Consider the following 24,297-nt stretch of genomic DNA (forward strand, 5'->3'; position numbering starts at 1 on the left):
TTCTTGTTTCGGAAGAGAATGTTTTGTAGCATAAAGGTATAAACGAAAGAATAGGTGAATGACTGTGAACAATGCGATGACTGAAATACTGCAAGCACTTGAGCAAGGGGATTTAGCTTTAATCGATCAGCTGCTTGAAACATTTTTAATAAAGGAACTGCCAGAAGAAACTTACGCACTTGCGGAAGTATTTATGCAATATGGCTACATGAAAGAAGCAGACCGTGTACTAGAGCATTTACAATTTTTATTCCCAGAAGAAGCACAGTTAAAAATTGATCGTGCAAATGTCTTAATGGAGCTTGGTGATGAGGACGCCGCATTAGATTTATTATTAGAAGTAGAAGATACGTCTCCAGAATACCCACAGGCATTATTAGTATTAGCGGATTACTATCAAATGCAGGGGTTATTTGAAGTGGCTGAAAAGCGCATTAATGAAGCACTAGCCATATTACCTGATGAGCCACTTTTACAATTTGCTAAAGCAGAGCTATTGTTTGAAACAGGTCGTTTTCTTGAGGCAGCACGCCTTTACGAGGAGTTGCACGAGCTACAAGAGGAGTTTGCTGGTGTAAGTCTTGTTGAGCGACTGGCTGAGGTATATCGTGCGGGGGCTGCCTATGAAACAGCTTTAGATTATTATTTAGCTGCTCTTGAGCATGAAGTAAAGCCAGATGTATTATTTGGTGCAGCCTATTCAGCGTTCCAATCGCAAAAATATGAAATGGCTATTAAGCAATTAGAGGAGTTAAAAGAATTAGATCCAGATTATTTCTCAGCCTATTTATTACTGGCAGAAAGCTATGCCATGTCAGAGGATAATACGAAGGCCTATGCGGCCATTAAAGAAGGATTAAAGCGTGACGAGTACGATAAATCACTGTTCTTATTTGCTGGTAAAATGGCATTGAAAAATGGTCTTTCAGATGAAGCCGAAAATTATTTGCGTGAGGCGATTGCATTAGATCCTGAATACATGGAGGCAGTGCTAGCGCTGATTTCTGTTTTCACACAGCAAGAACGGAATGAGGATGTTATTGAGTTATTTGAAACATTACAACAAAATGATTTTGAATGGTCAACATTATACCCATTCGCAGCGGATGCATATGCAAATTTAGAATTGTACGACCGTGCATACGAATTTTATCGTTTGGCATATACTGATTTTAAGGAAGACGCAGCATTTTTAGAAAAATATGTTTATTTCTTATTAGAAGAAGGCAAGCGTTCGGAAGCAAAAGAGGTACTTAGTCAATTAATAAGCGTTCAACCTAGCGAACCAGAGTGGCAAGAGAAGTTAGAAAGCTTAGAATTTGAGTAAAGGAGGGAGTGGGTATGACTGCTTCTGTATCAGTTGTCGATAAAAAAGCATTTGTTCGATGGTTTTTAAAAAATTATCAATTGAAACGGCGTGAGTGTGTATGGATTTTAAACTACTTATTAAGTAATGATGAGTTGTTAAAGCGAATACGATTTGTCGAAGAAGCGCACTATTGTCCGAGGGCGATGGTGATGTCTACAGTTGATTCAACTGGGGTGCCATTTCGTTTTTACAAAGGCAATGTGATGACAGCAGATGCTGAGAAATCTTTCCATGATTTACGCTTACATGAACATGATGATATGTATATACAATTGAATTTTCCAAATATACCACCGAGTGCACAATACTTAGCAGTTCTTGAAGAAAACCCTTATATGCCAGAAACACTGATTGTTAATGAAAAAGATCGTTTACTGGCGGAAGAGCTACTTTCAAACAGCTTACTCGTATTCCAAGAAGAAAAATTACTCGCACAAATTGATGAAGCCCTAGACCAAGGCGACGAAGAACGCTTTTATGAATTGTCAAATTTGTTACAAGTTTTAAAAGAAACGGCTAATCAACGCTAATCATTTGTTTTTAGGGAAAAATTGAATGTCCTTTATCTACTTCTATATGGTAACATGACTAGTGAATGATTGTTTTCACTTTTTATTGGTTATCCTATTCATGGAGTGGAGAAGGACATTTTTTTATGTTGATTTAGTAACCAGGCACTTACTTTAGTAAATGGGTGACAGGAGAGCGGTAATAGCCTTTTGTTTGGGAGTGTGTAAACGTTTACTGAATGAATAAAGAGTAAAGTCACCGACGCATTTACGGATTTTAAAGGAAACACAATCGGGGTTAGTCAAGTGTTGTATTCATACGACTACGAATCACTGACCTCCATTGGTAAAAATGCCACGTCCTGTGGCTGTAATGAATTGACCGACGCCATGTCGGCCCTCATGCAAGCCTAAGCATTATTCAAAATCCGGACGTAATTATGCCGAGGCGTAAGTGGTGTAGCAAAATGAGGAGGGTTTTTGGGATGTATTTTAATGCAAACGATGTGACATCGTTTATGGCGCAGAAGGAGTTTATTGATACAGCGATTATACCGCTCGTAGCCATTGATTTAACGAATGAAAAAATGAAACAAAGTGGTGCCGAGGCGGATTTTTTATTATCGCTCACTGCTTTTATCGAGCAACAATTTAAAGGCCGTTTGCTTGTCATGCCACCATTTTCGTATAGTACTACGTTGAAAGATGAGGCAATGCCAGCGCAATTAGCGGCACAATTACATAATGCTGGTTTTAAGCATGTGTTCTTCATTACTTGTGACCATTTCTGGACAAATAGTGGAGATGAAGTAAATGTCATTTGGCTACCAGCCATTCCGCTAGAATCAATGGATAAAGGCGTGAAAAACTCCATTCTCGAAGATCAATTACGACAAGTAATCCCGGTATTTTCGACTAAATGGGCACAGATTTAACAATTTGTTTCAATAAATGTTCACATTCTCCAGCTTTCCACAGAATGCTATATTGACCAAGCTATGGACTTGATATATCATAGATATGTCCTAGTATTACTATTTGTAAAAAGTATGTCCGTTGGACTGACCTTTAAAGTTAGAGGGGGGAAAAGGATGAGTAACAATCGAGTTTCACGTCGTCAATTTCTTAGTTATACACTTACAGGTGTAGGCGGATTTATGGCGGCAGGCATGCTGATGCCGATGGTTCGTTTTGCGTTAGACCCAGTGTTACAAAAACACGCAGGTGGGGATTTCGTCTTAACAGAACAAAAAATCGCTGACATCACTGAAGAGCCTATTAAAGTTGACTTCACATTTGAACAAGTTGACGCATGGTACAAATCTGATGTTACAAACGCTGCATGGGTTTATAAAAGCGGTGACGAAATAATTGCTTTATCACCAGTTTGTAAACATTTAGGTTGTACAGTAAACTGGGCGGGCGATACAGCACACCCAGATCAATTCTTCTGTCCTTGTCACGCTGGGCGTTACGAGAAAAACGGAAAGAACATTGCAGGTACACCACCTCTAGGTCCGTTGGATGAATTTGAAGTACAAGAAAAAGATGGTTATTTAATGATTGGTCCATCAAGAGCAAATACTCTAGTTTAATTTGTAAGGGGGTACGAAATCAGTGCTAAACAAAATTTATGATTGGGTCGATGAACGATTAGATATTACACCGATTTGGCGTGATATTGCCGACCACGAAGTGCCAGAGCACGTTAACCCTGCACACCATTTCTCAGCATTCGTTTACTGCTTTGGTGGATTAACATTCTTCATCACAGTAATTCAAATTCTTTCTGGTATGTTCTTAACAATGTATTATGTACCAGATATCGAAAATGCTTGGAAATCAGTTTACTATCTACAAAACGAAGTAGCATTCGGTGAAATCGTACGCGGTATGCACCACTGGGGAGCTTCATTAGTTATCGTAATGATGTTCTTACACACACTTCGTGTATTCTTCACAGGTTCATATAAGAAACCTCGTGAGTTAAACTGGATGGTTGGTGTAGGTATTTTTGGTGTAATGATTGGTCTTGGTTTCACAGGCTACTTATTACCATGGGATATGAAAGCATTATTCGCTACTAAAGTAGGTATCGAAATTGCCGCATCTGTACCGTTTATCGGTCAAATGATTAAAGTATTATTAGCGGGTGACGCAACGATTATCGGTGCACAAACGTTAACACGATTCTTTGCGATTCATGTATTCTTCTTACCTGCAGTATTGTTTGGGTTACTTGCAGCACACTTTATCATGATTCGTCGTCAAGGAATTTCTGGACCGTTGTGATTTACACTTGACGGTTCGATGACTTTTTAAAGGAGGGGACACTATGCATCGCGGAAAAGGAATGAAATTTGTCGGCGATTCTCGTATTAAAGCGAATCACAGAATGCCGAACGTTCCAAAAGATTATTCCGAATACCCAGGTAAAACAGAAGCTTTCTGGCCAAACTTCTTGCTTAAAGAGTGGATGGTCGGTGCTGTTTTCTTAATTGGTTATTTATTGTTAACTGTCGCTCACCCGTCTCCACTTGAGGGACAGGCTGACCCGACAAATACAGCTTATATTCCATTACCGGACTGGTACTTCTTATTCGTGTACCAATTATTAAAATACACATATGCTTCTGGTCCATACAATGTAATCGGAGCAATTGTTATGCCGGGTATTGCGTTCATGGCGCTTTTATTAATGCCGTTTTTAGATACGACTCCAGAACGTCGTCCATCTAAACGTCCATTACCAACAGCGTTTATGTTATTAACACTAGCTTCAATGTTCTATTTAACTTGGGAATCAGTAGTGAACCATGACTGGGAAGCTTCTAAAAAACAAGGTGAAATTAAAGAAGAAGTTGAAGTTGTTATTGATGAATCACTGCCAGGTTTTGCAATCTGGAATGGTGATACTGGTGAACAGGCTAAATCTTGTATTGCTTGTCATGCTGCTGACTTAAAAGGAGGTCCAGCTGCGCCAGCGTTAGCTGGTAACCAATTAACTGCTGAAGAAGTAGAAGATATTATCCATAATGGTCGTGGCGCAATGCCTGCTGGTCAATTTGCAGGTACTGATGAAGAGGCTAAACAATTAGCTGAATTTATCGCAAGCTTAAAACCTGCAGAATAATATTAGTTTGAAAGAGTCAGGAAACTGGCTCTTTTTTTCTAGCTTTTTCGCAGGTTTTAACTGTAATCATGATTGCAAGTGAAGAACTGTTTGAATTTGACGTGATTTAGGAGAAGGTGTCGAAAAATGTATTTATTACCTTTTTGTCAACAAAGAGACATAGCGCAAGTAACTCACTCCAATGAATACATAATTATAAGGAAAAAAGACATCTTAGTTAAAGACGGACAGTAAAGGAGTTTTATTTATGCAAATTACACGTGCAAACATCTGGTATCTCCTTACGCATAAATCATTTTTAATATTATTACTAGTCATTAATCTATTAGGAACAATTTACGGCTATTATTGGTATGGCTGGCAACTTGCCATCACGGAGCCTATTTTTTATATTTTTGTACCGGACAGTCCGACTGCCAGTTTGTTTTTTTGCTTTGTCTTAGCTGCGTGGATTGTAGGCAAAAGTTGGCCACTCATGGAAGTATTAGCGCTTGTAACATTGGTGAAATACGGCTTATGGGCAGATGTTATGAACATTTGGACATTGGTTGAAACAGGCTCTATTGGCTGGCAGGGCTGGATGCTTGTCGGTTCACATTTTGCGATGGCCGTGCAGGCCGTGCTTTACATTGGCAAGTATGTATTTACATATTGGCATATCGCCGTAGCCGCTGTATGGACTTTGCATAATGATGTGATTGACTATGTTTTTGGACAAATGCCGATGTATCGAGATTTAGCAGACTATACAAACTATATTGGCTATTTTACATTTTGGTTATCCATCGCTTGTATTTTTCTTGCCTTTTTCTCAATGAGGTGGCGCAAATATTTGCCGAATTAGGTAAATGTCTATAGAATTATAGTATCGAGTTAGAAAGGGGTTAAAAAAATTGTCAACAACTATGTATATTGTTTATTTTGCGATTATACTAATACTGCCACTGTACGCACAGATGAAAGTAAAAGGTACGTATAAAAAGTTCGCAAAGGAACGTACAATGAAGGGACAAACGGGTGCAGAGGTAGCGCGTGCGATTTTAGATGCGAACGGCTTATATGATGTGCGCGTTGTGCCAACGCAAGGTGTATTATCTGATCACTATAATCCGGCAACAAAAACAGTTGCGTTATCGGAAAGTAACTTTTATGAAGCGAGTGTTGCGGGAGCGGCAGTTGCTGCCCACGAGGTAGGCCACGCTATCCAACATAAAGAAGCATATTCAATGCTTACATTGCGTAGTAAGCTTGTACCAGTAGCAAACATTTCTTCAAATGCTTCTTGGATTTTTGTGATGATTGGTATTTTTGCAAGTAGTTCGAATATGTTGCTTTTAGGGATTGTATTATTAGCAGCTGGGGTAGTATTCCAATTAGTGACATTGCCAGTTGAGTTCGATGCGTCGAAGCGGGCACTTGTGCAAATGAATTCACTAGGAATTATTACAAACGAAGAAGAACGCCCAGCACGTAAAGTGTTAAGTGCCGCAGCATTAACATATGTTGCCGCAGCAGCAGTAGCTGTATTAGAATTATTACGTTTGATTTTAATCTTTACCAATATGCGTAGCGATGACTAATTAAAAAGCTTGTTATAGTGGATATTGCCACTATAGCGAGTTTTTTTCTTTCACAAATAGGTGCATCTAAATAATCCTCCGAGCCATGAAAAAATACCCGCTGATGGTTAAGCGGGTAGTGGATATTGTGATTAGTGGATGGGTTGTTTTTGGTCGTCCAGTGTAAAGCCTTCGCCAGTCACATCTCGCACTTCCGAAATAGATACAAAGGCGTGAGGATCCAATTCGTGAATAATAGATTTCAAGCGTACAACCTCATTGCGCCCGACAACACAATACAGCACTTCTTTTGGCTGCTTTGTAAAGTGACCATGACCTTCTAAGACCGTGACGCCACGTTCCATACGAAGTGCAATCAAATCTGCTATAGCACTAGACTTTTCAGAAATTATTAATGCGCCGCGCGCTGCATATGCCCCGTCCTGTACAAAATCGATGACGCGTGCACCGACAAATACAGCAACTAGTGTATACATCATAGAGCGTGCATCTAAAAATGTTAGCCATGACAGTAAAATCACGATAGCATCGAACATAAACATTGTTTTACCCATGCTCCAACCAAAATATTTATGGGCGAGTCGTGCTAAAATATCTACACCACCAGTTGTACCGCCAAAGCGGAATACGATGCCGAGACCGAGTCCGACAAAGACCCCAGCAAAAAGAGCAACAAGGAATAAATCATCCTCTAAGTGAATGGTGTATTGGTATTTTTGAAAAATTTTCAGGAACACAGATACAGAAATTGTTCCGATCATGGTATAAATAAATGCTTTTTTTCCGAGTAGTCGCCAGCCGAGAATAAACATGGGAATATTCAACAGTAAATTCAGTAATGCAGGATCCCAACCTACTGTAAAATAAAGCACAAGGGTAATCCCACTAAAACCGCCTTCACCTAGCTGATTTTGCATATTAAAGTGTACAAAGCCAAAGCTAAAAATTGCAGCTCCGAGCATTATTGCGATGATATTGCGTATTTTGATCTGTTTAAGCATAAGACCTCCTGGCGTTCCAAACAAATGACGTAGTGGATTCTATTATCTGTCATTTTATTGTTTTTGACAACAATGGTGTAAATTTTATACGATGGAGGTAGGAGTGTGATTATCGATGACAGAGCAAGTTACAATGCAAGCTTTACAAAAACGTGTGGATGATTATATTGGACAGTTTAAAGAAGGCTATTTCCCACCATTTGAATTACTGGCACGTTTAACGGAAGAGCTTGGTGAATTGTCACGTGAAGTACAGGATGTTTATGGACAAAAGAAGAAAAAGAGCACCGAAGAAGTGAATAGCATAGAGGAAGAATTAGGCGACTTTTTCTTTGTTTTAGTATGCTTTGCCAATGCACAAGGCATTAATTTGGATGAAGCGCTTCTACGTGTCATACATAAATTTGAAACGAGAGATAAGGGTCGCTGGACAAGAAAGGATGAAGAATAATGTCGATTCGTGTAGCAATTGCAGGACCAAGAGGAAAAATGGGAGCTGAAGCTGTACATACAGTCATGAAACATGACAAAATGGAATTAGTAGCTGTACTAGATTATAAAGAAGTAGGCGCAACATTAGCAGATTTAGATATGTTCCCAGCGAGTTATACAGCACCAATATTTACAGATATGCATGAACTTGTAGAAGTGACTGCTCCAGATGTACTAGTGGACTTAACGAATCCACATGCAGTATATCAACATACAAAAGAGGCATTGAATTTAAGTGTACGTCCTGTTATCGGAACAACAGGCTTTACAGATGCGCAACTAGAGGAATTATCAGCACTTGCCAAAGAAAAGGAGTTAGGTTGTATTATTGCACCTAACTTTGCGATTGGTGCCATCCTGATGATGAAATTTGCCAAGGAAGCGGCAAAATACTTACCTGATGTAGAAATTATTGAAATGCATCATGATCAAAAACTAGATGCCCCGTCTGGTACTGCTGTTAAAACGGCCCAAATGATTCAAGAGGTGCGAAGTCAAAAAGCGCAAGGTCATCCAGAGGAGAAAGAAACACTTGAAGGTGCAAGAGGCGCTGATTTTGATGGCATGCGTATCCACTCTGTTCGTTTACCAGGCTTAGTGGCACATCAGCAGGTATTATTTGGTGGTGACGGTCAACTACTAACAATTCGTCATGACTCACTAAATCGCAATTCCTTCATGTCAGGCGTCGCATTTTGTGTAGAAGAGGTCATGAAAATGGATCAGCTTGTTTATGGTTTAGAAAACATCATCTAAAGATTGGATGGAAAAATTATGAAAATCGCACTAATCGCACACGATCGTAAGAAAGATAATTTAGTACAGTTTGCTATTGCTTACAAAGATATTTTACTGGAGCACACGCTATATGCTACAGGTACTACAGGGCAACGTGTCATTGAAGCCACAGGTTTAGAGATCGCACGTTTTCGCTCAGGTCCACTTGGTGGGGACCAACAAATTGGCGCAATGATTGCCAATAATGATATGGACATGGTTATTTTCTTCCGTGATCCATTAACAGCACAACCACATGAGCCAGATGTTTCTGCACTTATTCGTCTTTGTGATGTTTACCAAGTGCCACTGGCAACAAATATGGGTACTGCGGAAATATTACTAAAAGGCCTGCAAGAGGGTTTTGTGGATTGGAGACTGATTCAAGAAAGACGAGACTAAAAGACGTGATTCAGAAAGGATGATAATCGAATGAGAAAGCTTAAAATTGGCATTACCTGTTATCCAACAGTTGGAGGCTCTGGTGTTATCGCAACAGAATTAGGAAAAATGCTTGCAGAGAGAGGACACGAAATTCATTTCATCACCTCGAGCGTACCATTTCGATTGAATAAAATTTATCCAACCGTCTTTTTCCATGAAGTAGAAGTGAACAATTATTCCGTTTTTCAGTATTCACCCTATGATATTGCCTTAGCGAGTAAAATGGCAGACGTAATTAAAGATGAAGGGCTAGATGTGCTACATGTGCATTATGCAATACCACATGCAGTTTGTGCGGTGCTAGCGCGTGAAATGAGTGGGCAAAATATTGGTATCGTGACAACATTGCACGGCACAGATATTTCGGTGCTTGGCCAGGATTCAACACTTTCTCAGGCGATCCGATACGGTATTGATAAGTCAGATGTAGTAACAGCAGTATCAGAGGCATTAAAAGAACAAACATATGACCTCATTGATACTGTGAAGCCAATTGACACAATTTATAACTTCGTTGATGAGCGTGAATATCGTCCACTTGACCCAGGAAATTTAAAAGCACAGTTTGGTATTCAGGCTGATGAAAAAGTCATTATTCACGTTTCTAACTTCCGCAAAATTAAAAACCTCCCGCATGTTGTGGATGCCTTTATGAAAATCCGCGCGAACATGAAAGCAAAGCTATTATTAGTAGGGGATGGCCCAGAAAAGCATCGTGTTATGGATCAAGTGAAGGGAAGTCCGTATGTCAAAGACGTCCTGTTTTTAGGCAAGCAAGAAAACTTAGCTGAATTGTATTCTATTAGTGACCTTAAACTATTACTTTCACAGCAAGAGTCGTTTGGTCTGGTACTACTAGAAGCAATGGCTTGTGGTGTGCCATGTATCGGTTCAGCCGTTGGTGGAATTCCAGAAGTCATTGATCATGGTGTGGATGGTTATTTAGTGGAACAAGGCGATACAGATGCCGTAGCAGAGTATGCCGTCAATTTATTGAATGATGAACAACAATTACAAAATTTCCGTGAAGCGGCTATGCGTGCTGTTAATGAAAAATTCCACTCATCCAAGATTGTCGAGCAGTATGAAAAATTGTACGAGAAGGTTGCGGAAAAAAATCATGCAAAACAATAAAGAATGGCAGGCAGCCTTCTTTGTCATTGAACAATTAGAGGAGGCTGGGTTTGAAGCAGTTGTCGTTGGGGGTGCAGTACGAGATGCATTACTGGATCGACCTGTACATGATGTTGACGTAGCGACAAATGCCTTGCCAGAAGAAGTGAAGGCTGTTTTTAAACGAACAGTGGATATTGGTATTCAGCATGGTACAGTGCTTGTCATTGTGCCAGCTGCTCCTGTTGAAGTAACGACATATCGAACCGATGGTGAATATACTGATCATCGCAGACCTGAGGCCGTGCATTTTGTACGTTCTCTGAAAGAAGATTTACAGCGCCGAGACTTTACGATGAATGCCATTGCCATGCGTCGTGATGGATCTCTGGTCGATTATTACGGAGGGCAACAGGATATTGAAGCGCGTGTAATCCGGGCAGTAGGTGAGGCGCAGGTGCGCTTTGCAGAAGATGCTCTACGAATGCTACGGGCTGTGCGTTTTTCTGCACAGCTTGGCTTTTCAATTGAAGAAACGACTTTACAGGCGATGCAGGCCAAGGCGGCTGATATTGCTTTTATAGCCAAAGAACGTCTCAAGGCCGAACTCGATAAACTTTGGGTTGGAAAAGATGTTTATAATGGTATAAAGAAGCTTCAGGAAAGTGATTTGGCTGTATTTTTAACTGGAGACTTTCACGCAGAAAATTGGCGTGGCTTTTGTGTTCAAAATAAGCTATTTGGTTGGGCGTATTTTGCCCTTTCGCAAGGTGAAAAATGGCCAGACGTGTTGCGTTGCTATCGTTTATCAAATAAAGAAATGGCGTTTGTAAAGTCGGCTTTAGCGGCTTTTCATGCGTTCGAAAGCGGTTGGACCAATCTGGACTATTTTACGTTTAGGGAAGAAGAGCTTGAGGCAGCCCGTTACTTTGCTGAGTTTAGGCAGCTTGACGTTCCTATGCCACAAGAAAGTATTCAGGAGGCGCAGGCAAAGTTGCCTATCCGACAACGACAAGAGATTGTGGTAAATGGCATGGATTTGTTAAAATGGTCTGGACAAAAACGTGGCCCATGGGTAAAAGAGGCTTTGCAGTCCATGCTTGAAGCGGTTGTCAGCGGTGAGCTCCAAAATGAGCGACAGCAGATAAAACATTGGATTGAACAGACATATATCCATAAAGGGGAAAACCCTAATAACTAATTGTAGCAGGTGATCCAATTAACATGCGTTAGTAGCAGCATGGCAATGGTCACTTGCTTTTTTTATGGAGTAAAGCCGAAACTGCATAGTCTGATTATGCATCGCTTATAGCTAGTTATTGTGCTTGAAAGTGATTTTTGAAGACGTTATGTGGTCAATTGTCGCAATTTACAGTATGATAAATACTAATAAAGCGATGTTTTCAAAGCAACTAAAAACGATTCGTACATTATACTAAAGGATTGATTTCGCATGAGTATGTCCATGAAAGATGAAATTTTAAAAAGATTATTAGCTGCGAACGGTGAGGCCGTTTCGGGTCAAGAGTTAGCGGATACACTAGGTGTATCACGTACAGCTATTTGGAAGCATATGCAGACATTGCAAGAGGAAGGTTACATATTTGAAACGGTAAAGAAAAAGGGCTATGTGTTAACGGGTGTGCCAAATAGTTTAAGCCCTACACAAATTGAACTTTTTCTAAATACAAAGCGCTTTGGTCGAGAAATTCACCATTTTGATGTGGTCGATTCTACGCAGACTATTGCTCATAAGCTTGCACAGGAAGGCGCTCCGGATGGCACAATTGTTATCGGAGAAGAGCAAACAGCCGGGCGTGGCCGTATGGCAAGACCATGGGAATCTGCACATGGTACAGGCATTTGGATGACTATTATTGTGCGACCCGATGTTTCACCACAGCAAGCATCCTCATTTACACTTGTGGTGGCGGTTGCCGTCACAATGGCCATTAAAACATTGTATAAAAACGTAGAGCCCGCTATTAAATGGCCGAATGATTTACTCATTAATGGTAAAAAATGTACCGGTATTTTAACGGAGATGCAAGCAGAAGCGGACCTTGTTCAAGCATTACTCGTGGGAGTCGGTATTAATGCCAATCAAGTAGAAACGGATTTCTCAGCAGACATTTCAGACATTGCGACATCGTTACGATTGGAAGCGGGCGAAGAAATTAACCGCGCTGCACTTGTTGCTACAATTCTACAGTACTTAGAGCAATTTACAGATTTGTTTGTCCACGAAGGTTTTGCTAGCATTAAAAGGCTATGGGAAGAATTGTCGTGCACCATTGGGCAACGCATCGAAGTGACGACTATCCGGGAACGCTTTGAGGGTGTTGCTAGTGGCATTACTGAAGATGGTGTGTTAGAGCTAACACTGAACGATGGCACAGTTCGAACAATTTATTCTGGAGATATAAAAATTTTATCATAGTAAAAGCTGCGAGGGCGACTTACGCCCCGCAGCTTTTGTTTTTGATGTTTAACATGTCTGGCTAACAGCGACATTGCAGTATCGACTGACAATAAAGGCAGTTTTACTGGCGATAATGCAAGTTCAATCAGCGATTTAGCAGGATTTATTAGCGATAATGCAGGTTCTACCGGTGGTTTTTATTGTAGTGTTAATTCTAGGTCCCCGTGGGAAAGCGAGACACTTAGCTGATGATCACCTTCATATCGCTGTGTAACTTTACTGTCTTGTGACTGATGATTGACCGTAACATCTCCAAAGGCTGTGTTTAATTCATAGCCTAAGTCGTTTTTTTTGTTTTGTAAGTTTATTGTTGTATCACCAAAGCTAGATGTTATCGTTGTTTGACCGTTTAAAGTACCGTCAATGTTAATATCACCATGCTCGCTTTCAGCAACGAATCCGTTACTTGTAAATTGTGCTAGCGTCATATCACCAAAAGACTGGGTAATTTCTGTGTTCATGCCATCCATATCTTTGAACAGAATATCTCCGTAATTACTTATTACATTGAGTTGCTGATATTGCAAGCCACGAAGCGTTGTATCTCCAAAATTACTGTCGAGCACTACTTTATTCAACGCCACTTTTTCAGGAACATAAATTTTAATGGATGGTGTTGTATTCATACTAAAGCCAAAGGAAATTCGATTTTTTTTATTACTTTCAGTTTCAACAGTCAGCGTACCGTTTTTAACACTATAGGTAACATCGGCATCTTCAAACGCATGGACTTCTAAAGCATAACTATCGCCAGAAAGGATTTCGACATCTCCATAGTCATTGATAACATCAATGTTCGTGAATGCTTCAAGTGTATAAGAATTATTGACAAGTGACTGTTTAGTAGGCACATGCAAACCGGTGCCATCTTTAAAAATCGACCATTTACCACCTGAGGCATAGCCGATAACGGCTAGCAAAAGGCCTAAAGTAATCATGGATACAGCAAAAAGTTTATGACGAGAAATCATTTACAAGCCCCCCTTGCGTTTTTTGGTGATTTTATGGAATAAGCCTGCCAATACCTCAACGCAGACAAGGCCAATTTTTTTGACAATGCGAATGATGATAGGGAAGAGCAGGACACCTAATCCTGTAAAGATTAATCCTACACCGATAAAGAGTAACGCAGTGGGCCAATGTTCAGTAAGTACAAAGAAACCGGAGATAAGCGCCACAATGCCACCCAAAAAGATACCTAATATCGTCGCTACAATGGCGATTACAAAACTGAATACGACTGCGCCCAATGAAATAATAAGTGCTACTGCAGTAGCAAGAATTGGTAATGAAAGTGGCGCTGATAATATTGCGAGAATAATGAGCCAAATAGTTGTCATATTCTTTTTAGTAGAAGCTGGCGTTGTATCAAAATCCTTTAAAGCAAAATCAGCCATTATTTGTGATGCAACTTTGGAAGGGGAGCCGAGCTGTTGTATGACTTGCTGTTCATTTTCCTCTCCTGCTTCATCAAGATATTCTTCATAATAGGCAAGCGCAGCATCTAACTCTTGCGCAGGAAGGCGATGTAATTTGCCTCGTAGCTTTTTCAAATAGCTTGCTCTATCCATTTAATTCCCCTCCTAAAAGTACACAGTCAATATTATGTTTATACATTTGCCATTCCTGTAACAATCCCATTAATCGTATGCGACCTTGCTCGGTAATTTGATAATAGCGCCTATTTCTGCCTTGGTAGGGCTGGTCATAGGTTGTTAAATAGTCCGCTTTTTGCAAGCGTCGTAATACGGGGTACAGTGTTGATTCTGATATATCCATCACAGATTGAACTTGTTGTGTTAATGAGTAACCGTACGCATCCTCTTTGTCCACAATCGCTAATACACAGGCATCAAGTAAAGCTGAACCAAGCTGAAATGTCATCTTTCCACCTCACATTAATTACCTATACAAGATTTTATATTATATGATGTATAGTATGTGGATAGTATATGACGTATAACATGGTTTGTCAATTTATGTGAGAAATTATTCTCGCTATTTCTAAGCAGCGCAAACCTTTACTAAATATCAGATTCTAGTTCTTTATTGATGTATCGCAAAGCTAAAGCCTGCGAAAAGCATGTTTTTATCAGGAAATTATGGATGATTTATTTATGTAATTATTCCATATCAGAAATTTCAAATACAATTATTGACAAGTGAAAGTAAAATGCTATAATTTTATCGACAGACAGTCGGTCTATAAGGAGGGGCAAACATGAGAAAAGAAGCAGAGGAACGCAGGAACGAAATACTTGACGCGGCAGATGAGCTTTTTAGTCAGAGAGGCTTCGACGGCACAAGTACAAAAGAAATTCTCGAAAAGGTCGGAATTGCGCGTGGCACGCTGTATTATCACTTCAAGTCGAAGGAGGATATTATGGATGCACTAATTGAGCGATATAGTGTCAATCTTTTAGAAACAGCACAGGAAATTGCTGCAAATAAAACTATTGCCATAAATGAGCGCATTATTGGTGTAGTATTGGCACTGAAAATAAGTGGCGGAAGTAGCAAGGAGATTATGGAGCACATTCACAAGCCGCAGAACGCGCTTATGCATCAGAAAATACAAAAGGTCATAATCAACGGCGTTCCTCCCATACTGACGGGAATAATCCGCGAAGGCATTGAGCAAGGACTGTTCAATACACCGTTCCCATATGAATGCATGGAAATGGTAGTGGTCTATATGAATACTGTTTTTGATGATGATATGGTTGAAATGACGAACGAGGAGCAAGCAACACGCATACAGGCGTTTACTTTCAACATAGAAAGGCTACTTGGAGTCGAAAGTGGCAGCCTAATGTCCATTGTTAAGCAGATGTTTGAGAACGGAAAGGGATAGCAATGATGATACGCGAAAATTTCTTCTTCTGTAGTCGGGACAGCTTTTTTCAGTGTTAGCAAGTGGCTTACGGCGTTCGTGTTTGGGGTTTATGTTTTTGAGCAGATAGGAAAGGCATCAGCAGAGTTGTTTCGGTAATATTATTTGCGATTTTATGACCGCTATGACTGCAGGCTTCTCATGGTGCTAGGAGACAGTCTTTCCACGCTGGGACTTGTATGTAGATTGATATGTATGTTTAACGGAGAACTCAGCTTATGCGATTTCGGTAATTCTTTAGCATATAAATTTAGGTAAGTAACTTGAAATAGAGGTGACTTATGTATAACAGAATTATCTACTATGACATTTTAAAGAGCAAGGCAATTACACTGACAACCATGATATTTGTCGCTGCCTCTGCTATGCTTGTTTCGCTTGCAGCAATACTCGTCATCAATCTCTCGGGCGCACTAGATACGCTTATGAAACAGGCTAAAACTCCGCATTTTATGCAGATGCATTCGGGTGAAATTGATTTTGCACGACTTACTTCTTTTGCCCAGCAAAATAACAATGTCGATGATTTTCAGGTGATTGAATTTCTCAATATGGACGGTGCACGGATTATTTTTGGCGATCGCTCGCTTGCGAATAGTGTTCAGGATAACGGTTTCAGCATACAGAGTGAAAAATTCGACTACCTGCTTGATCTAGACGGAAACATCATAAACGTATCTGACGGCCAGCTTTACGTGCCAATAAGCTATATGAGGGACAATACCACAAAAGTTGGTGACGAGGCAGTAATAAGTGGAAAGAAATTTACCGTTGTGGGATTTCTCCGCGATTCACAGATGAATTCTTCGCTCTCTGCCTCAAAGAGATTTCTTATCAGTGAAAATGATTATGCGCAAATAAGCAACCTTGGAAGTACGGAATATCTAATTGAGTTCAGATTAAAGGAACTGTCGGCTCTCGGTGCATTTGAAACTGCTTATGTCTCCGCTGGCCTTGAAGCGAATGGGCCTACGGTTACATATGGTCTTTTCAAAACGATGAACGCACTTTCAGATGGAATGATGATTGCGGTGATCCTTCTCGTAAGCGCACTTGTCGTTGCAATCGCATTTATGTGCATACGCTTTACACTTCTTGCGAAAATCGAAGACGATTACCGTGAAATTGGCGTTATGAAGGCAATAGGGCTACGTGTTTCTGATATAAAAAAGATGTATCTTGCGAAATACGCAGCGATTGCTGCAGGAGGCAGTATTTTCGGTTTTGCACTTTCGATTTTGTTCAAAGGTATGCTTCTTGAAAATATACGGCTTTATATGGGTGAAAGTGAAAACTCTTCTTTTGCCTTACTTTTCGGCATACTTGGCATATTGCTTGTATTCCTTGCAATTATTGCCTACGTAAGTGGAGTGCTGAGAAGATTTCAGAAAATATCCGTTGTGGAAGCAATACGCTTTGGCACTGCACAGGAAAAAAACGTGGGTGCAAAGCGTTTTTGGCTGAGCAGAAATAAGCTACTTCACACCAATATTTTTCTTGGTATAAAAGATGTTCTCACAAGGAAAAGTCTATACGCTACAATGCTTACGGTGCTAGTGATTTCAACATTTATCATTATTGTTCCGCAGAACCTATACAACACGATTTCCTCAAAAAACTTCATCCAATATATGGGTATTGGAAACTACGATATGCGCGTTGATATTCAACAGACCGACCATATTTCTAGAAAAGCCGTAGAAATAATTAGCACGATGAACAGTGACAGCACCATTTCAAAGATTACTCTCCTCACAACAAAAACATTTAAAGTAAAAACGGAAGACGGATCAAAGGAAAACATAAAGGTTGAACTCGGCGACCATTCGATTTTTCCAATAGAATATTCTGAAGGCAGAATCCCTTCTGCAGAAAACGAAATAGCACTTTCGACTTTGAACGCCGAAGAGCTGAACAAAAAAGTCGGCGATGTCGTTACACTAGTGATTAAGGGGAAAGAGAAGAATCTTACGATAAGCGGAATTTATTCCGACATTACCAACGGAGGTAAAACCGCAAAGGCTGTTTTTAGCGATAATTCGGCAGACATTATGGGGAGCATTATCTGCGTGGAGCTGCCTGATAAAACCTTAATCGATGAAAAGGTTTTGGAATATACGGACAGATTCGATTTTGCAAAGGTTTCAGGCATTGATGAATTTGTTACACAGACATTTGGCTCGACAATAAGCTCCGTTGGAAAGGCCTCCAATGCCGCAATTGCCGTCGCGCTCATTATAATGGTACTGGTTACACTGTTATTTATGAACATGCTTATTGCAAAGGACAGATACGCCATTGCCGTAGTAAAAGCCTTAGGTTTTACGAACGCAGATGTTAGAGTGCAGTATGTTTCGCGTTCACTATTTGTACTGATTGTCGGAATTGTTTTTGGCACACTTCTAGCAAACACGCTCGGAGAGATACTTGCGGGGGCGGTTATTTCCAAGTTTGGAACGTCAACGTTTAAGTTTGCAGTCAATCCGTTTTCGGCGTATCTGTTTAGTCCGCTAATGATGATGTGCTCGGTACTTATCGCAACAATGATCGGCACAGCGAGCGCGGGACAAATAAAAATTTCCGAAAATATAAAGGAGTAGGCATATGAAGAAGATTATTATTGCTGATGATATAGTAAAAACTTTCGGCGAGGGCGATGAACAGTGCAATGTTCTCGACCGAATATCTGTTGAAATAACTGAAAGTGAGTTCGTTGCAGTTATGGGACCCTCTGGCTCGGGAAAATCGACGCTGATGTTTGCACTAAGCGGAATGGATGGGGTTAATAGCGGAAAGGTCGTGTTTGACGGCAAGGATTTATCGGCGATTGGGGACAATGAACTTTCAGATTTACGAAGAACAGAAATGGGGTTTGTGTTTCAGCAGCCGACTATGCTGAAAAATCTGAACATCCTTGATAACATTATTCTTCCGTCAATGCGCGGCAATAGCAAAAACGCCACAAAAATTTCGGAGAAGGCAAGAGCGTTTATGAAAAGGGTAGGCATTGCAGAGCTTGAAGAACGCGACATTACACAGGTTTCGGGAGGTCAGCTTCAGCGTGCGGGAATATGCCGAGCACTTATGAATAGCCCAAAAATACTCTTCGGCGACGAGCCAACTGGTTCGCTCAACTCAAAATCTGCACAGGACATTATGGACATATTTTCCGAAATCAGCGCGGACGGTACTGCGGTTATGCTTGTAACTCACGACGCAATGGTTGCAGCAAGGACGGAACGTATACTGTTTATGCGTGACGGAAGAATCGTAAGCGAGCTGAAGCTTCCGAAGTTTGACGGTACGCACATGGATGATAGGATTGGGAAAATCACCGTGAAAATGCTGGAAATAGGAATATAATTGGTTTTTTCATAGTAACAATTTTTATGTATGCTAAATTCAGTTCTCAAAGGTAGGAGTATCCCTGGTGCTTTCCTACGAGATGACGGGCCTTTCACATGTAAGATGTCAAGGTCCGACAATTCTCTGTGGGTTGAATGATCGCCTTGCCCTGCACAACATCGAAAGAGGCTGGGACAAAACTTTAAATTTTAGGAAAGAGAAGTAAAGGTATTATTAAATTTTCGCTATCTAAAATGAAGAAAAATTCAGAAGTTCTTCCTTTTGGCATAAATAAAATTTACAAGAGAGCACTAGTTGTTGGTAGCGAAGGTGGCGACTCCTGGGGGATTAGCGTGACGCCTGAGACTACAGGCTCAGGCCACGCCCCCGGAAAGCGTTCGCCATAGTGGACATCAACGTTCACAGCAAAAAAGTGTTAGAGACATCAGTCAATCTAATACTTTTTCTCTTTTGTCCCAGCTTGTTTTCAATGATTTAAAAGCTCAATATTAACACTCGTTTCAAATGTAAATATTTTTGATTTTCTTTAGCGAATCGATGGGAAGGAATAATTGCTAGAAAATTATATTTGAAGATAACATGGGTTATCTGTTATAGTATGTCCTGAAGGGCAGTATCCTTTTGTGAACGGCACCTTCCAACACGTAAAACCAAACTACAACAAATATCTGCCTTGATCTTTTTATAGACAGGGACGGAAGAAAACGATGCGTTCAACATAGTAATTACGTTTAGGCGTAATTAATTTAGGACGAACACACTACCCTTCTGCCCATTTTTAGGAACAGAAGGGTTTTTCTGTTTTCTTCCCTTAAAAAAGGAGGACTACATGATGAAAACAACATCAGATTTTTTGAAAATGAAGGCGGCAGGTGAAAAAATCGTTATGCTAACGGCATATGATTTCCCAGCTGCAACATTTGCGGAGCAAGCCGGCGTCGATATGATTCTAGTGGGTGATTCACTAGGAATGGTTGTGCTTGGCTATGAATCTACGATGCCAGTTACAGTGGCAGATATGGTACACCATGCAAAAGCTGTACGTCGCGGGGCAAAGGATACGTTTGTGGTCGTTGATATGCCATTTGGCTCGTATCATGGGGATAGCAATGATGCCTTGAAAACCGCTGTGTCCATGATGCAGGAAACGGGCGCAGATGCACTAAAGGTTGAAGGCGCTGACGATGTGCTGGCTGTTATTGCGAAACTGACAGCTGCCGGAATTCCAGTGGTTGCTCATTTAGGCTTGTTACCACAGTCAGCGGGGGTAATAGGTGGCTATAAGGTGCAAGGAAAAACAGCTGAACAAGCAGCGAAACTGTTAGAGGATGCGAAAAAATGTGAAGCGGCTGGTGCCTGTGCGGTTGTATTAGAGTGTATTCCGCATCAGGTGACAGAAATGGTCTCTGCCAGTCTAATTATTCCAACAATCGGAATTGGTGCTGGTGTAGAGGCGGATGGGCAAGTATTAGTGTTCCATGACATGCTGAGCTATGGCTCACATCATGTGCCGAAATTTGTAGAACGTTTTGCTGACATGGGCAGTGAGGCAAGTCGAGGAATTACTGGCTATGTAGACGCAGTGAAGGCAGGGACATTCCCAGCAGCGAGGCATTTCTTTACGATGAAAGAAGAGGCACTGGATCAGCTATATGGAGGCGTTAAGTAAATGAAAGTCGTCACAACTATCACAGCGCTTACAACAGAAATTCAAGCAGCCAAACAAGCACAAAAAACAATTGGTCTAGTGCCAACGATGGGCTATTTACATGAAGGCCATTTAACATTAGCCCAAACAGCACGAGCAGAAAATGACTTGGTAGTTATGAGTATTTTTGTGAATCCGACTCAGTTTGGTCCAAATGAAGACTTTGAAAGCTATCCGCGTGATTTACCACGTGATACTGCTTTGGCAGCGACTGTAGGGGTAGACATTGTATTTGCGCCAAGTGTAGAAGAAATGTATCCACATGACGGCTGTATTCGCATCTGTGCAGGTGAGCAGGCAACAATTCTTTGTGGGGCTAGTCGCCCAGGCCATTTTGACGGTGTGCTACAGGTCGTCGCAAAGTTATTCCATTTGGCACAACCGACCCGTGCTTATTTTGGACAAAAGGATGCCCAGCAAGTGGCAATTATCGCTACAATGGTGCGGAACTATAACTTCCCGCTAGAGATGCGTGTCGTGCCGATTGTGCGCGAAGAGGACGGTTTAGCAAAATCTTCTCGTAACGTTTATTTAAGCGAGCAAGACCGTCAAGAAGCTCCAGCAATTAATGAAGCATTACAGCTGGCACGTGACAGCTTTGTAGCAAACAGAGATGCGAGTAGTGCCCTAGCAAAAGCAAACTATCACCTTACTGCACGAACGCATGGCCAAATCGACTATATTGAATTATTAGCGTATCCCGACTTAACACCAGTGACAGCCGACACCGAACAAGTACTGTTGGCGGCGGCGGTGTACATCGGTAACACCCGTTTAATCGATAACTGTATTTTCAATATGAAAGAAGGATTATAATATGTTACGAATGATGATGAATAGCAAAATCCACCGTGCCACTGTGACAGAAGCGGATTTGAATTATGTAGGCTCCATTACAATCGATGCAGATATTTTAGATGCAGTCGGTATGCTCGCAAACGAAAAAGTCCATGTCGTGAATAATAACAATGGCGCACGCTTTGAAACGTATATTATTGCGGGCCAACGTGGATCGGGTGTGATTTGCGTAAATGGGGCAGCAGCACGACTTGTACAACGGGGCGACATTGTGATTATCATTTCTTATGTCTATGTAGACAATGCTGAGGCGAAGGACCATAAGCCAACAGTAGCCATTATGGGCGAAGGCAATACCATTAAAGAAATGATTGCCTATGAGCCAGAAGCTACGGTGTTGTAATTAATTTCTTTATAAAAATTAATAAATAAAAACGGCTTGTGATTATTGTAGTCATCATCAAGCCGTTTTTTATTTAACTTTTATGAGAAATGATCAATTTTTGACTCATCACCAAAAGATGTGGTTGACATTTTAAAATGTAATATAACTTGGCTGGAGCGAGCAACGCGAGTGAAGCGGCTCATCGGCACCCCCAGGAAAGCACACTGGCAGAGCAGAAGTCAACCACAAGTTATGGTGAAGAGCCCAATTTTTCACAATACTTGATTGTTCGTTTATTCGATCAATTCACTTTCTTTCAGTAAATCATAGATTATTGTTTCTTTTGTTTTATGAATGCCTAACTTCCCGATTTGTTTTAAGATAAATGGAGCATCTATATCTGTTAATTTTTTACCGTCCAGTAAGCGAGAAGTTGAAGCTAATAAAGTACGAATATCAAATGCAGAAGCAAATACTTCTGGCACGCCTCGATCAATCTTTAATAATTGATAAACAGCTTCCATCGCAGTTCTTACTGAATATTCAGTTGTGAATACGGTATCTCTTGCTGTTTCACTAAAATTCCCAATGAAGGCTAAGTTAACAGAACCATTAGGGACAACTAAAGGACGATCACCTAATGCTCTAGGCATGAAGTAAGATGTTATAAAAGGCATATAACATGGAATTGTATTACATGAATTCTGTGCTAAATCCGGTATTTCATCTACAGGTACGCCCATATGGTACAACCACTCTTGTGCTATCTCAATTCCACTACATTCAGTGATACTTTTTTTAATAAAATTACCTGGTTTATTAGAAAGTAAACCATAAATCCAAACGACTAATTGATCTTTTGGCTGATTTTTAAAATGAGGTTGTCGGTTCAACGTATAGCTTAGCATCCAATTGGAATCTTTAGCAGATACGATACCACCAGTAACTACCTTCCCAGCATATGGATCTCTTTTGCTGATTTTTTCAATATACGGAGCAACTCGAGCATCCAATGTAGTAAGTGTTGCTGAAACAAACCAACTTTCTTTAGGGAGATTATCACAGAATTTTTCTGGTCTACCAAATTCAGCATCTTGTGAAGCTATATTTTTCCAAAGAGACCAACTACCGCCCAAATCAGAACTTATAGGGGCTGGTGTATGATTGTCACCATAAGTTGTACTCTCTGTGATACTACCATTTGTCACAAAAACCAGTTCATTTTCTGTTAGCTCTATATTTTTTTTCTCACCATTTTGTTTCAACACCAACGTATGAGCTACTTTTTTGTCTCCAACTCTATCAACTAAAACATTCTCTACAACAGTATTGTACTGAAAATCAACATTATGTTTTTCTAAATAGTTAATCATAGGAAGAACTAAAGATTCATATTGGTTATACTTTGTAAATTTCAAAGCAGATAAATCAGGTAATCCACCTATATGATGAATAAAACGCACAATGTAACGACGCATTTCCATTGCAGAATGCCATTTTTCAAAAGCAAACATCGTGGACCAATATAACCAAAAATTCGATTCAAAAAATTCCTCAGAGAAAACATCTGTAATTTTTTTATCCTCTAATTTCTCTTCAGGCGTAAAAAATAATTTAATCATTTCTTCAGATGATTTATCAGATAATGTAAATTTCCCATCATCCTCAAGTCTCTGACCTCTTTTTTCAATCAATCTACATTTAGAATAATTAGGATCTTCTTTATTTAACCAATAAAATTCATCTAAAACAGAAGCATTTTCAATTTCTAAAGATGGGATTGAACGAAATAAATCCCATAAGCATTCAAAATGATCTTCCATTTCTCGACCACCACGAATAATAAAACCCCTTGTCGGATTTAGAATACCGTCAAGACTACCTCCTGAGATATCTAACTCTTCGAGAATATGAATATTCTCTCCTTTCATTTGGCCATCACGAATTAAAAAACATGCAGCTGAAAGTGAGGCTAGTCCTGAACCAATAAGATAAGCTGATTTCTCATCAACACCCTCAGGTTTTTTAGGACGTGCGAAAGCTTCATAATTACCATTACTGTAATACATAATACCGCCTCCATAAATTATTATTCCAGTATAGTATAACATTAATTTACAGGATAATGGTAAAATGAGAGAATAATTAACAAATTATTCAATTTTGAAGTTGAACAGGTAATATACCTACCCCTCTAATTTGACATAACAATGCATTGCATTTTTATAAATTATTTCTCGATATGAA

The 24,297-nt window shown here is 40.2% G+C and carries 25 protein-coding genes; 20 read left to right on the forward strand and 5 right to left on the reverse strand.

Annotation, left to right across the window (positions count from 1 at the left end):
* Positions 1–58: 58 nt before the first annotated feature.
* From C9J35_RS14755 to C9J35_RS14790, 8 genes are all read left to right on the forward strand, one after another.
* On the forward strand, positions 59–1,327 hold the full coding sequence (locus C9J35_RS14755) for a tetratricopeptide repeat protein (RefSeq protein WP_107925114.1): 1,269 nt from the start codon (positions 59–61) through the stop codon (positions 1,325–1,327).
* 14 nt (positions 1,328–1,341) lie between these two features.
* A complete protein-coding gene (locus C9J35_RS14760) occupies positions 1,342–1,899 on the forward strand; it encodes a ReoY family proteolytic degradation factor (protein WP_054768035.1) in 558 nt (185 codons plus the stop codon).
* Between the two features lie 464 nt (positions 1,900–2,363).
* Positions 2,364–2,813 carry a DUF2487 family protein gene (locus C9J35_RS14765; protein WP_107925115.1) on the forward strand — a complete coding sequence of 150 codons (450 nt, stop codon included), beginning with the start codon at positions 2,364–2,366 and terminating at the stop codon, positions 2,811–2,813.
* Positions 2,814–2,969: 156 nt separating this feature from the next.
* On the forward strand, positions 2,970–3,473 hold the full coding sequence (locus tag C9J35_RS14770; protein WP_010858821.1) for a QcrA and Rieske domain-containing protein: 504 nt from the start codon (positions 2,970–2,972) through the stop codon (positions 3,471–3,473).
* A gap of 22 nt (positions 3,474–3,495) precedes the next feature.
* Positions 3,496–4,170 (forward strand): menaquinol-cytochrome c reductase cytochrome b subunit, encoded by a 675-nt coding sequence (gene qcrB / locus C9J35_RS14775; protein ID WP_010858822.1) that lies wholly within the window; start codon positions 3,496–3,498, stop codon positions 4,168–4,170.
* Between the two features lie 43 nt (positions 4,171–4,213).
* Entirely contained in the window at positions 4,214–5,011 is a 798-nt protein-coding gene (locus C9J35_RS14780; protein WP_107925116.1) for a menaquinol-cytochrome c reductase cytochrome b/c subunit, read from the forward strand.
* A gap of 247 nt (positions 5,012–5,258) precedes the next feature.
* Entirely contained in the window at positions 5,259–5,855 is a 597-nt protein-coding gene (gene lhaT, locus C9J35_RS14785) for a lipoprotein heptaprenylglyceryl N-acetyltransferase LhaT (RefSeq protein ID WP_107925117.1), read from the forward strand.
* Positions 5,856–5,916: 61 nt separating this feature from the next.
* Positions 5,917–6,591, forward strand: a complete 675-nt coding sequence (locus tag C9J35_RS14790; protein WP_054768059.1) for a zinc metallopeptidase — start codon at positions 5,917–5,919, stop codon at positions 6,589–6,591.
* 131 nt (positions 6,592–6,722) lie between these two features.
* Here C9J35_RS14790 and C9J35_RS14795 read toward each other — a convergent pair whose 3' ends face one another.
* Complete coding sequence (locus C9J35_RS14795; protein ID WP_054768036.1) at positions 6,723–7,592, reverse strand: YitT family protein; 870 nt, start codon at positions 7,590–7,592, stop codon at positions 6,723–6,725.
* Positions 7,593–7,707: 115 nt separating this feature from the next.
* Between C9J35_RS14795 and C9J35_RS14800 the strand changes: the two genes are divergently transcribed.
* The 6 genes from C9J35_RS14800 (at position 7,708) to C9J35_RS14825 (ending at position 12,858) form a co-directional block, all read left to right on the forward strand.
* On the forward strand, positions 7,708–8,043 hold the full coding sequence (locus C9J35_RS14800) for a nucleotide pyrophosphohydrolase (protein ID WP_054768037.1): 336 nt from the start codon (positions 7,708–7,710) through the stop codon (positions 8,041–8,043).
* Positions 8,043–8,840 (forward strand): 4-hydroxy-tetrahydrodipicolinate reductase, encoded by a 798-nt coding sequence (gene dapB, locus C9J35_RS14805; protein WP_054768038.1) that lies wholly within the window; start codon positions 8,043–8,045, stop codon positions 8,838–8,840. The genes C9J35_RS14800 and dapB overlap by 1 nt, the downstream gene beginning before the upstream one ends.
* Before the next feature lie 18 nt (positions 8,841–8,858).
* Positions 8,859–9,263 carry a methylglyoxal synthase gene (gene mgsA, locus C9J35_RS14810; RefSeq protein ID WP_054768039.1) on the forward strand — a complete coding sequence of 135 codons (405 nt, stop codon included), beginning with the start codon at positions 8,859–8,861 and terminating at the stop codon, positions 9,261–9,263.
* Positions 9,264–9,293: 30 nt separating this feature from the next.
* Entirely contained in the window at positions 9,294–10,439 is a 1,146-nt protein-coding gene (gene bshA, locus C9J35_RS14815; RefSeq protein ID WP_107925118.1) for an N-acetyl-alpha-D-glucosaminyl L-malate synthase BshA, read from the forward strand.
* Positions 10,426–11,619 carry a CCA tRNA nucleotidyltransferase gene (locus tag C9J35_RS14820; RefSeq protein WP_107925119.1) on the forward strand — a complete coding sequence of 398 codons (1,194 nt, stop codon included), beginning with the start codon at positions 10,426–10,428 and terminating at the stop codon, positions 11,617–11,619. The genes bshA and C9J35_RS14820 overlap by 14 nt, the downstream gene beginning before the upstream one ends.
* A 252-nt stretch (positions 11,620–11,871) precedes the next feature.
* Positions 11,872–12,858, forward strand: coding sequence for a biotin--[acetyl-CoA-carboxylase] ligase (locus C9J35_RS14825; RefSeq protein ID WP_107925120.1), 987 nt, complete (start codon positions 11,872–11,874; stop codon positions 12,856–12,858).
* Between the two features lie 179 nt (positions 12,859–13,037).
* Here C9J35_RS14825 and C9J35_RS14830 read toward each other — a convergent pair whose 3' ends face one another.
* The 3 genes from C9J35_RS14830 to C9J35_RS14840 are packed head-to-tail and all read right to left on the reverse strand — an operon-like array spanning position 13,038 to position 14,784.
* Positions 13,038–13,871, reverse strand: coding sequence for a DUF4097 family beta strand repeat-containing protein (locus C9J35_RS14830; RefSeq protein WP_107925121.1), 834 nt, complete (start codon positions 13,869–13,871; stop codon positions 13,038–13,040).
* A complete protein-coding gene (locus C9J35_RS14835; RefSeq protein WP_107925122.1) occupies positions 13,872–14,471 on the reverse strand; it encodes a DUF1700 domain-containing protein in 600 nt (199 codons plus the stop codon). It abuts the gene before it with no gap.
* Positions 14,464–14,784: a PadR family transcriptional regulator gene (locus C9J35_RS14840; protein ID WP_054768040.1), complete on the reverse strand. Its 321-nt coding sequence runs from the start codon at positions 14,782–14,784 to the stop codon at positions 14,464–14,466. Before C9J35_RS14840 ends, C9J35_RS14835 begins: the two co-directional genes overlap by 8 nt.
* Positions 14,785–15,121: 337 nt before the next feature.
* Here C9J35_RS14840 and C9J35_RS14845 point away from each other — a divergent pair, with 337 nt between their 5' ends.
* The 6 genes from C9J35_RS14845 (at position 15,122) to panD (ending at position 22,068) form a co-directional block, all read left to right on the forward strand.
* Positions 15,122–15,754 (forward strand): TetR/AcrR family transcriptional regulator, encoded by a 633-nt coding sequence (locus C9J35_RS14845; protein WP_054768041.1) that lies wholly within the window; start codon positions 15,122–15,124, stop codon positions 15,752–15,754.
* A 320-nt stretch (positions 15,755–16,074) separates the two neighbouring features.
* The gene (locus C9J35_RS14850; protein ID WP_107925123.1) at positions 16,075–18,393 is read left to right on the forward strand and encodes an ABC transporter permease; all 2,319 of its coding nucleotides are present in this window, start codon (positions 16,075–16,077) and stop codon (positions 18,391–18,393) included.
* A 4-nt stretch (positions 18,394–18,397) separates the two neighbouring features.
* Positions 18,398–19,156: an ABC transporter ATP-binding protein gene (locus C9J35_RS14855; protein WP_054768042.1), complete on the forward strand. Its 759-nt coding sequence runs from the start codon at positions 18,398–18,400 to the stop codon at positions 19,154–19,156.
* An 835-nt stretch (positions 19,157–19,991) separates the two neighbouring features.
* Positions 19,992–20,828, forward strand: coding sequence for a 3-methyl-2-oxobutanoate hydroxymethyltransferase (gene panB, locus C9J35_RS14860; RefSeq protein ID WP_107925124.1), 837 nt, complete (start codon positions 19,992–19,994; stop codon positions 20,826–20,828).
* On the forward strand, positions 20,829–21,683 hold the full coding sequence (panC, locus tag C9J35_RS14865; RefSeq protein WP_054768043.1) for a pantoate--beta-alanine ligase: 855 nt from the start codon (positions 20,829–20,831) through the stop codon (positions 21,681–21,683).
* Position 21,684: 1 nt separating this feature from the next.
* Positions 21,685–22,068: an aspartate 1-decarboxylase gene (panD, locus tag C9J35_RS14870; RefSeq protein WP_107925125.1), complete on the forward strand. Its 384-nt coding sequence runs from the start codon at positions 21,685–21,687 to the stop codon at positions 22,066–22,068.
* A 275-nt stretch (positions 22,069–22,343) separates the two neighbouring features.
* Here the strand turns inward: panD and C9J35_RS14875 are convergent, their stop codons facing one another.
* Entirely contained in the window at positions 22,344–24,119 is a 1,776-nt protein-coding gene (locus C9J35_RS14875) for an oleate hydratase (RefSeq protein ID WP_107925126.1), read from the reverse strand.
* Positions 24,120–24,297: the final 178 nt, after the last annotated feature.

Source organism: Lysinibacillus parviboronicapiens, assembly GCF_003049575.1.
Taxonomy (GTDB): Bacteria; Bacillota; Bacilli; order Bacillales_A; family Planococcaceae; genus Lysinibacillus; species Lysinibacillus parviboronicapiens.

Coding starts and splice junctions, on each gene's coding strand:
- panB (WP_107925124.1), top strand. CDS start 19,992: ATGAAAACAACATCAGATTTTTTGAAAATGAAGGCGGCAGGTGAAAAA.
- C9J35_RS14825 (WP_107925120.1), top strand. CDS start 11,872: ATGAGTATGTCCATGAAAGATGAAATTTTAAAAAGATTATTAGCTGCG.
- bshA (WP_107925118.1), top strand. CDS start 9,294: ATGAGAAAGCTTAAAATTGGCATTACCTGTTATCCAACAGTTGGAGGC.
- C9J35_RS14795 (WP_054768036.1), bottom strand. CDS start 7,592: ATGCTTAAACAGATCAAAATACGCAATATCATCGCAATAATGCTCGGA.
- C9J35_RS14820 (WP_107925119.1), top strand. CDS start 10,426: ATGCAAAACAATAAAGAATGGCAGGCAGCCTTCTTTGTCATTGAACAA.
- C9J35_RS14770 (WP_010858821.1), top strand. CDS start 2,970: ATGAGTAACAATCGAGTTTCACGTCGTCAATTTCTTAGTTATACACTT.
- mgsA (WP_054768039.1), top strand. CDS start 8,859: ATGAAAATCGCACTAATCGCACACGATCGTAAGAAAGATAATTTAGTA.
- C9J35_RS14855 (WP_054768042.1), top strand. CDS start 18,398: ATGAAGAAGATTATTATTGCTGATGATATAGTAAAAACTTTCGGCGAG.
- C9J35_RS14780 (WP_107925116.1), top strand. CDS start 4,214: ATGCATCGCGGAAAAGGAATGAAATTTGTCGGCGATTCTCGTATTAAA.
- panC (WP_054768043.1), top strand. CDS start 20,829: ATGAAAGTCGTCACAACTATCACAGCGCTTACAACAGAAATTCAAGCA.
- lhaT (WP_107925117.1), top strand. CDS start 5,259: ATGCAAATTACACGTGCAAACATCTGGTATCTCCTTACGCATAAATCA.
- C9J35_RS14790 (WP_054768059.1), top strand. CDS start 5,917: ATGTATATTGTTTATTTTGCGATTATACTAATACTGCCACTGTACGCA.
- panD (WP_107925125.1), top strand. CDS start 21,685: ATGTTACGAATGATGATGAATAGCAAAATCCACCGTGCCACTGTGACA.
- C9J35_RS14800 (WP_054768037.1), top strand. CDS start 7,708: ATGACAGAGCAAGTTACAATGCAAGCTTTACAAAAACGTGTGGATGAT.
- C9J35_RS14765 (WP_107925115.1), top strand. CDS start 2,364: ATGTATTTTAATGCAAACGATGTGACATCGTTTATGGCGCAGAAGGAG.
- C9J35_RS14755 (WP_107925114.1), top strand. CDS start 59: ATGACTGTGAACAATGCGATGACTGAAATACTGCAAGCACTTGAGCAA.
- C9J35_RS14845 (WP_054768041.1), top strand. CDS start 15,122: ATGAGAAAAGAAGCAGAGGAACGCAGGAACGAAATACTTGACGCGGCA.
- C9J35_RS14835 (WP_107925122.1), bottom strand. CDS start 14,471: ATGGATAGAGCAAGCTATTTGAAAAAGCTACGAGGCAAATTACATCGC.
- C9J35_RS14840 (WP_054768040.1), bottom strand. CDS start 14,784: ATGACATTTCAGCTTGGTTCAGCTTTACTTGATGCCTGTGTATTAGCG.
- C9J35_RS14875 (WP_107925126.1), bottom strand. CDS start 24,119: ATGTATTACAGTAATGGTAATTATGAAGCTTTCGCACGTCCTAAAAAA.
- C9J35_RS14830 (WP_107925121.1), bottom strand. CDS start 13,871: ATGATTTCTCGTCATAAACTTTTTGCTGTATCCATGATTACTTTAGGC.
- C9J35_RS14850 (WP_107925123.1), top strand. CDS start 16,075: ATGTATAACAGAATTATCTACTATGACATTTTAAAGAGCAAGGCAATT.
- dapB (WP_054768038.1), top strand. CDS start 8,043: ATGTCGATTCGTGTAGCAATTGCAGGACCAAGAGGAAAAATGGGAGCT.
- C9J35_RS14760 (WP_054768035.1), top strand. CDS start 1,342: ATGACTGCTTCTGTATCAGTTGTCGATAAAAAAGCATTTGTTCGATGG.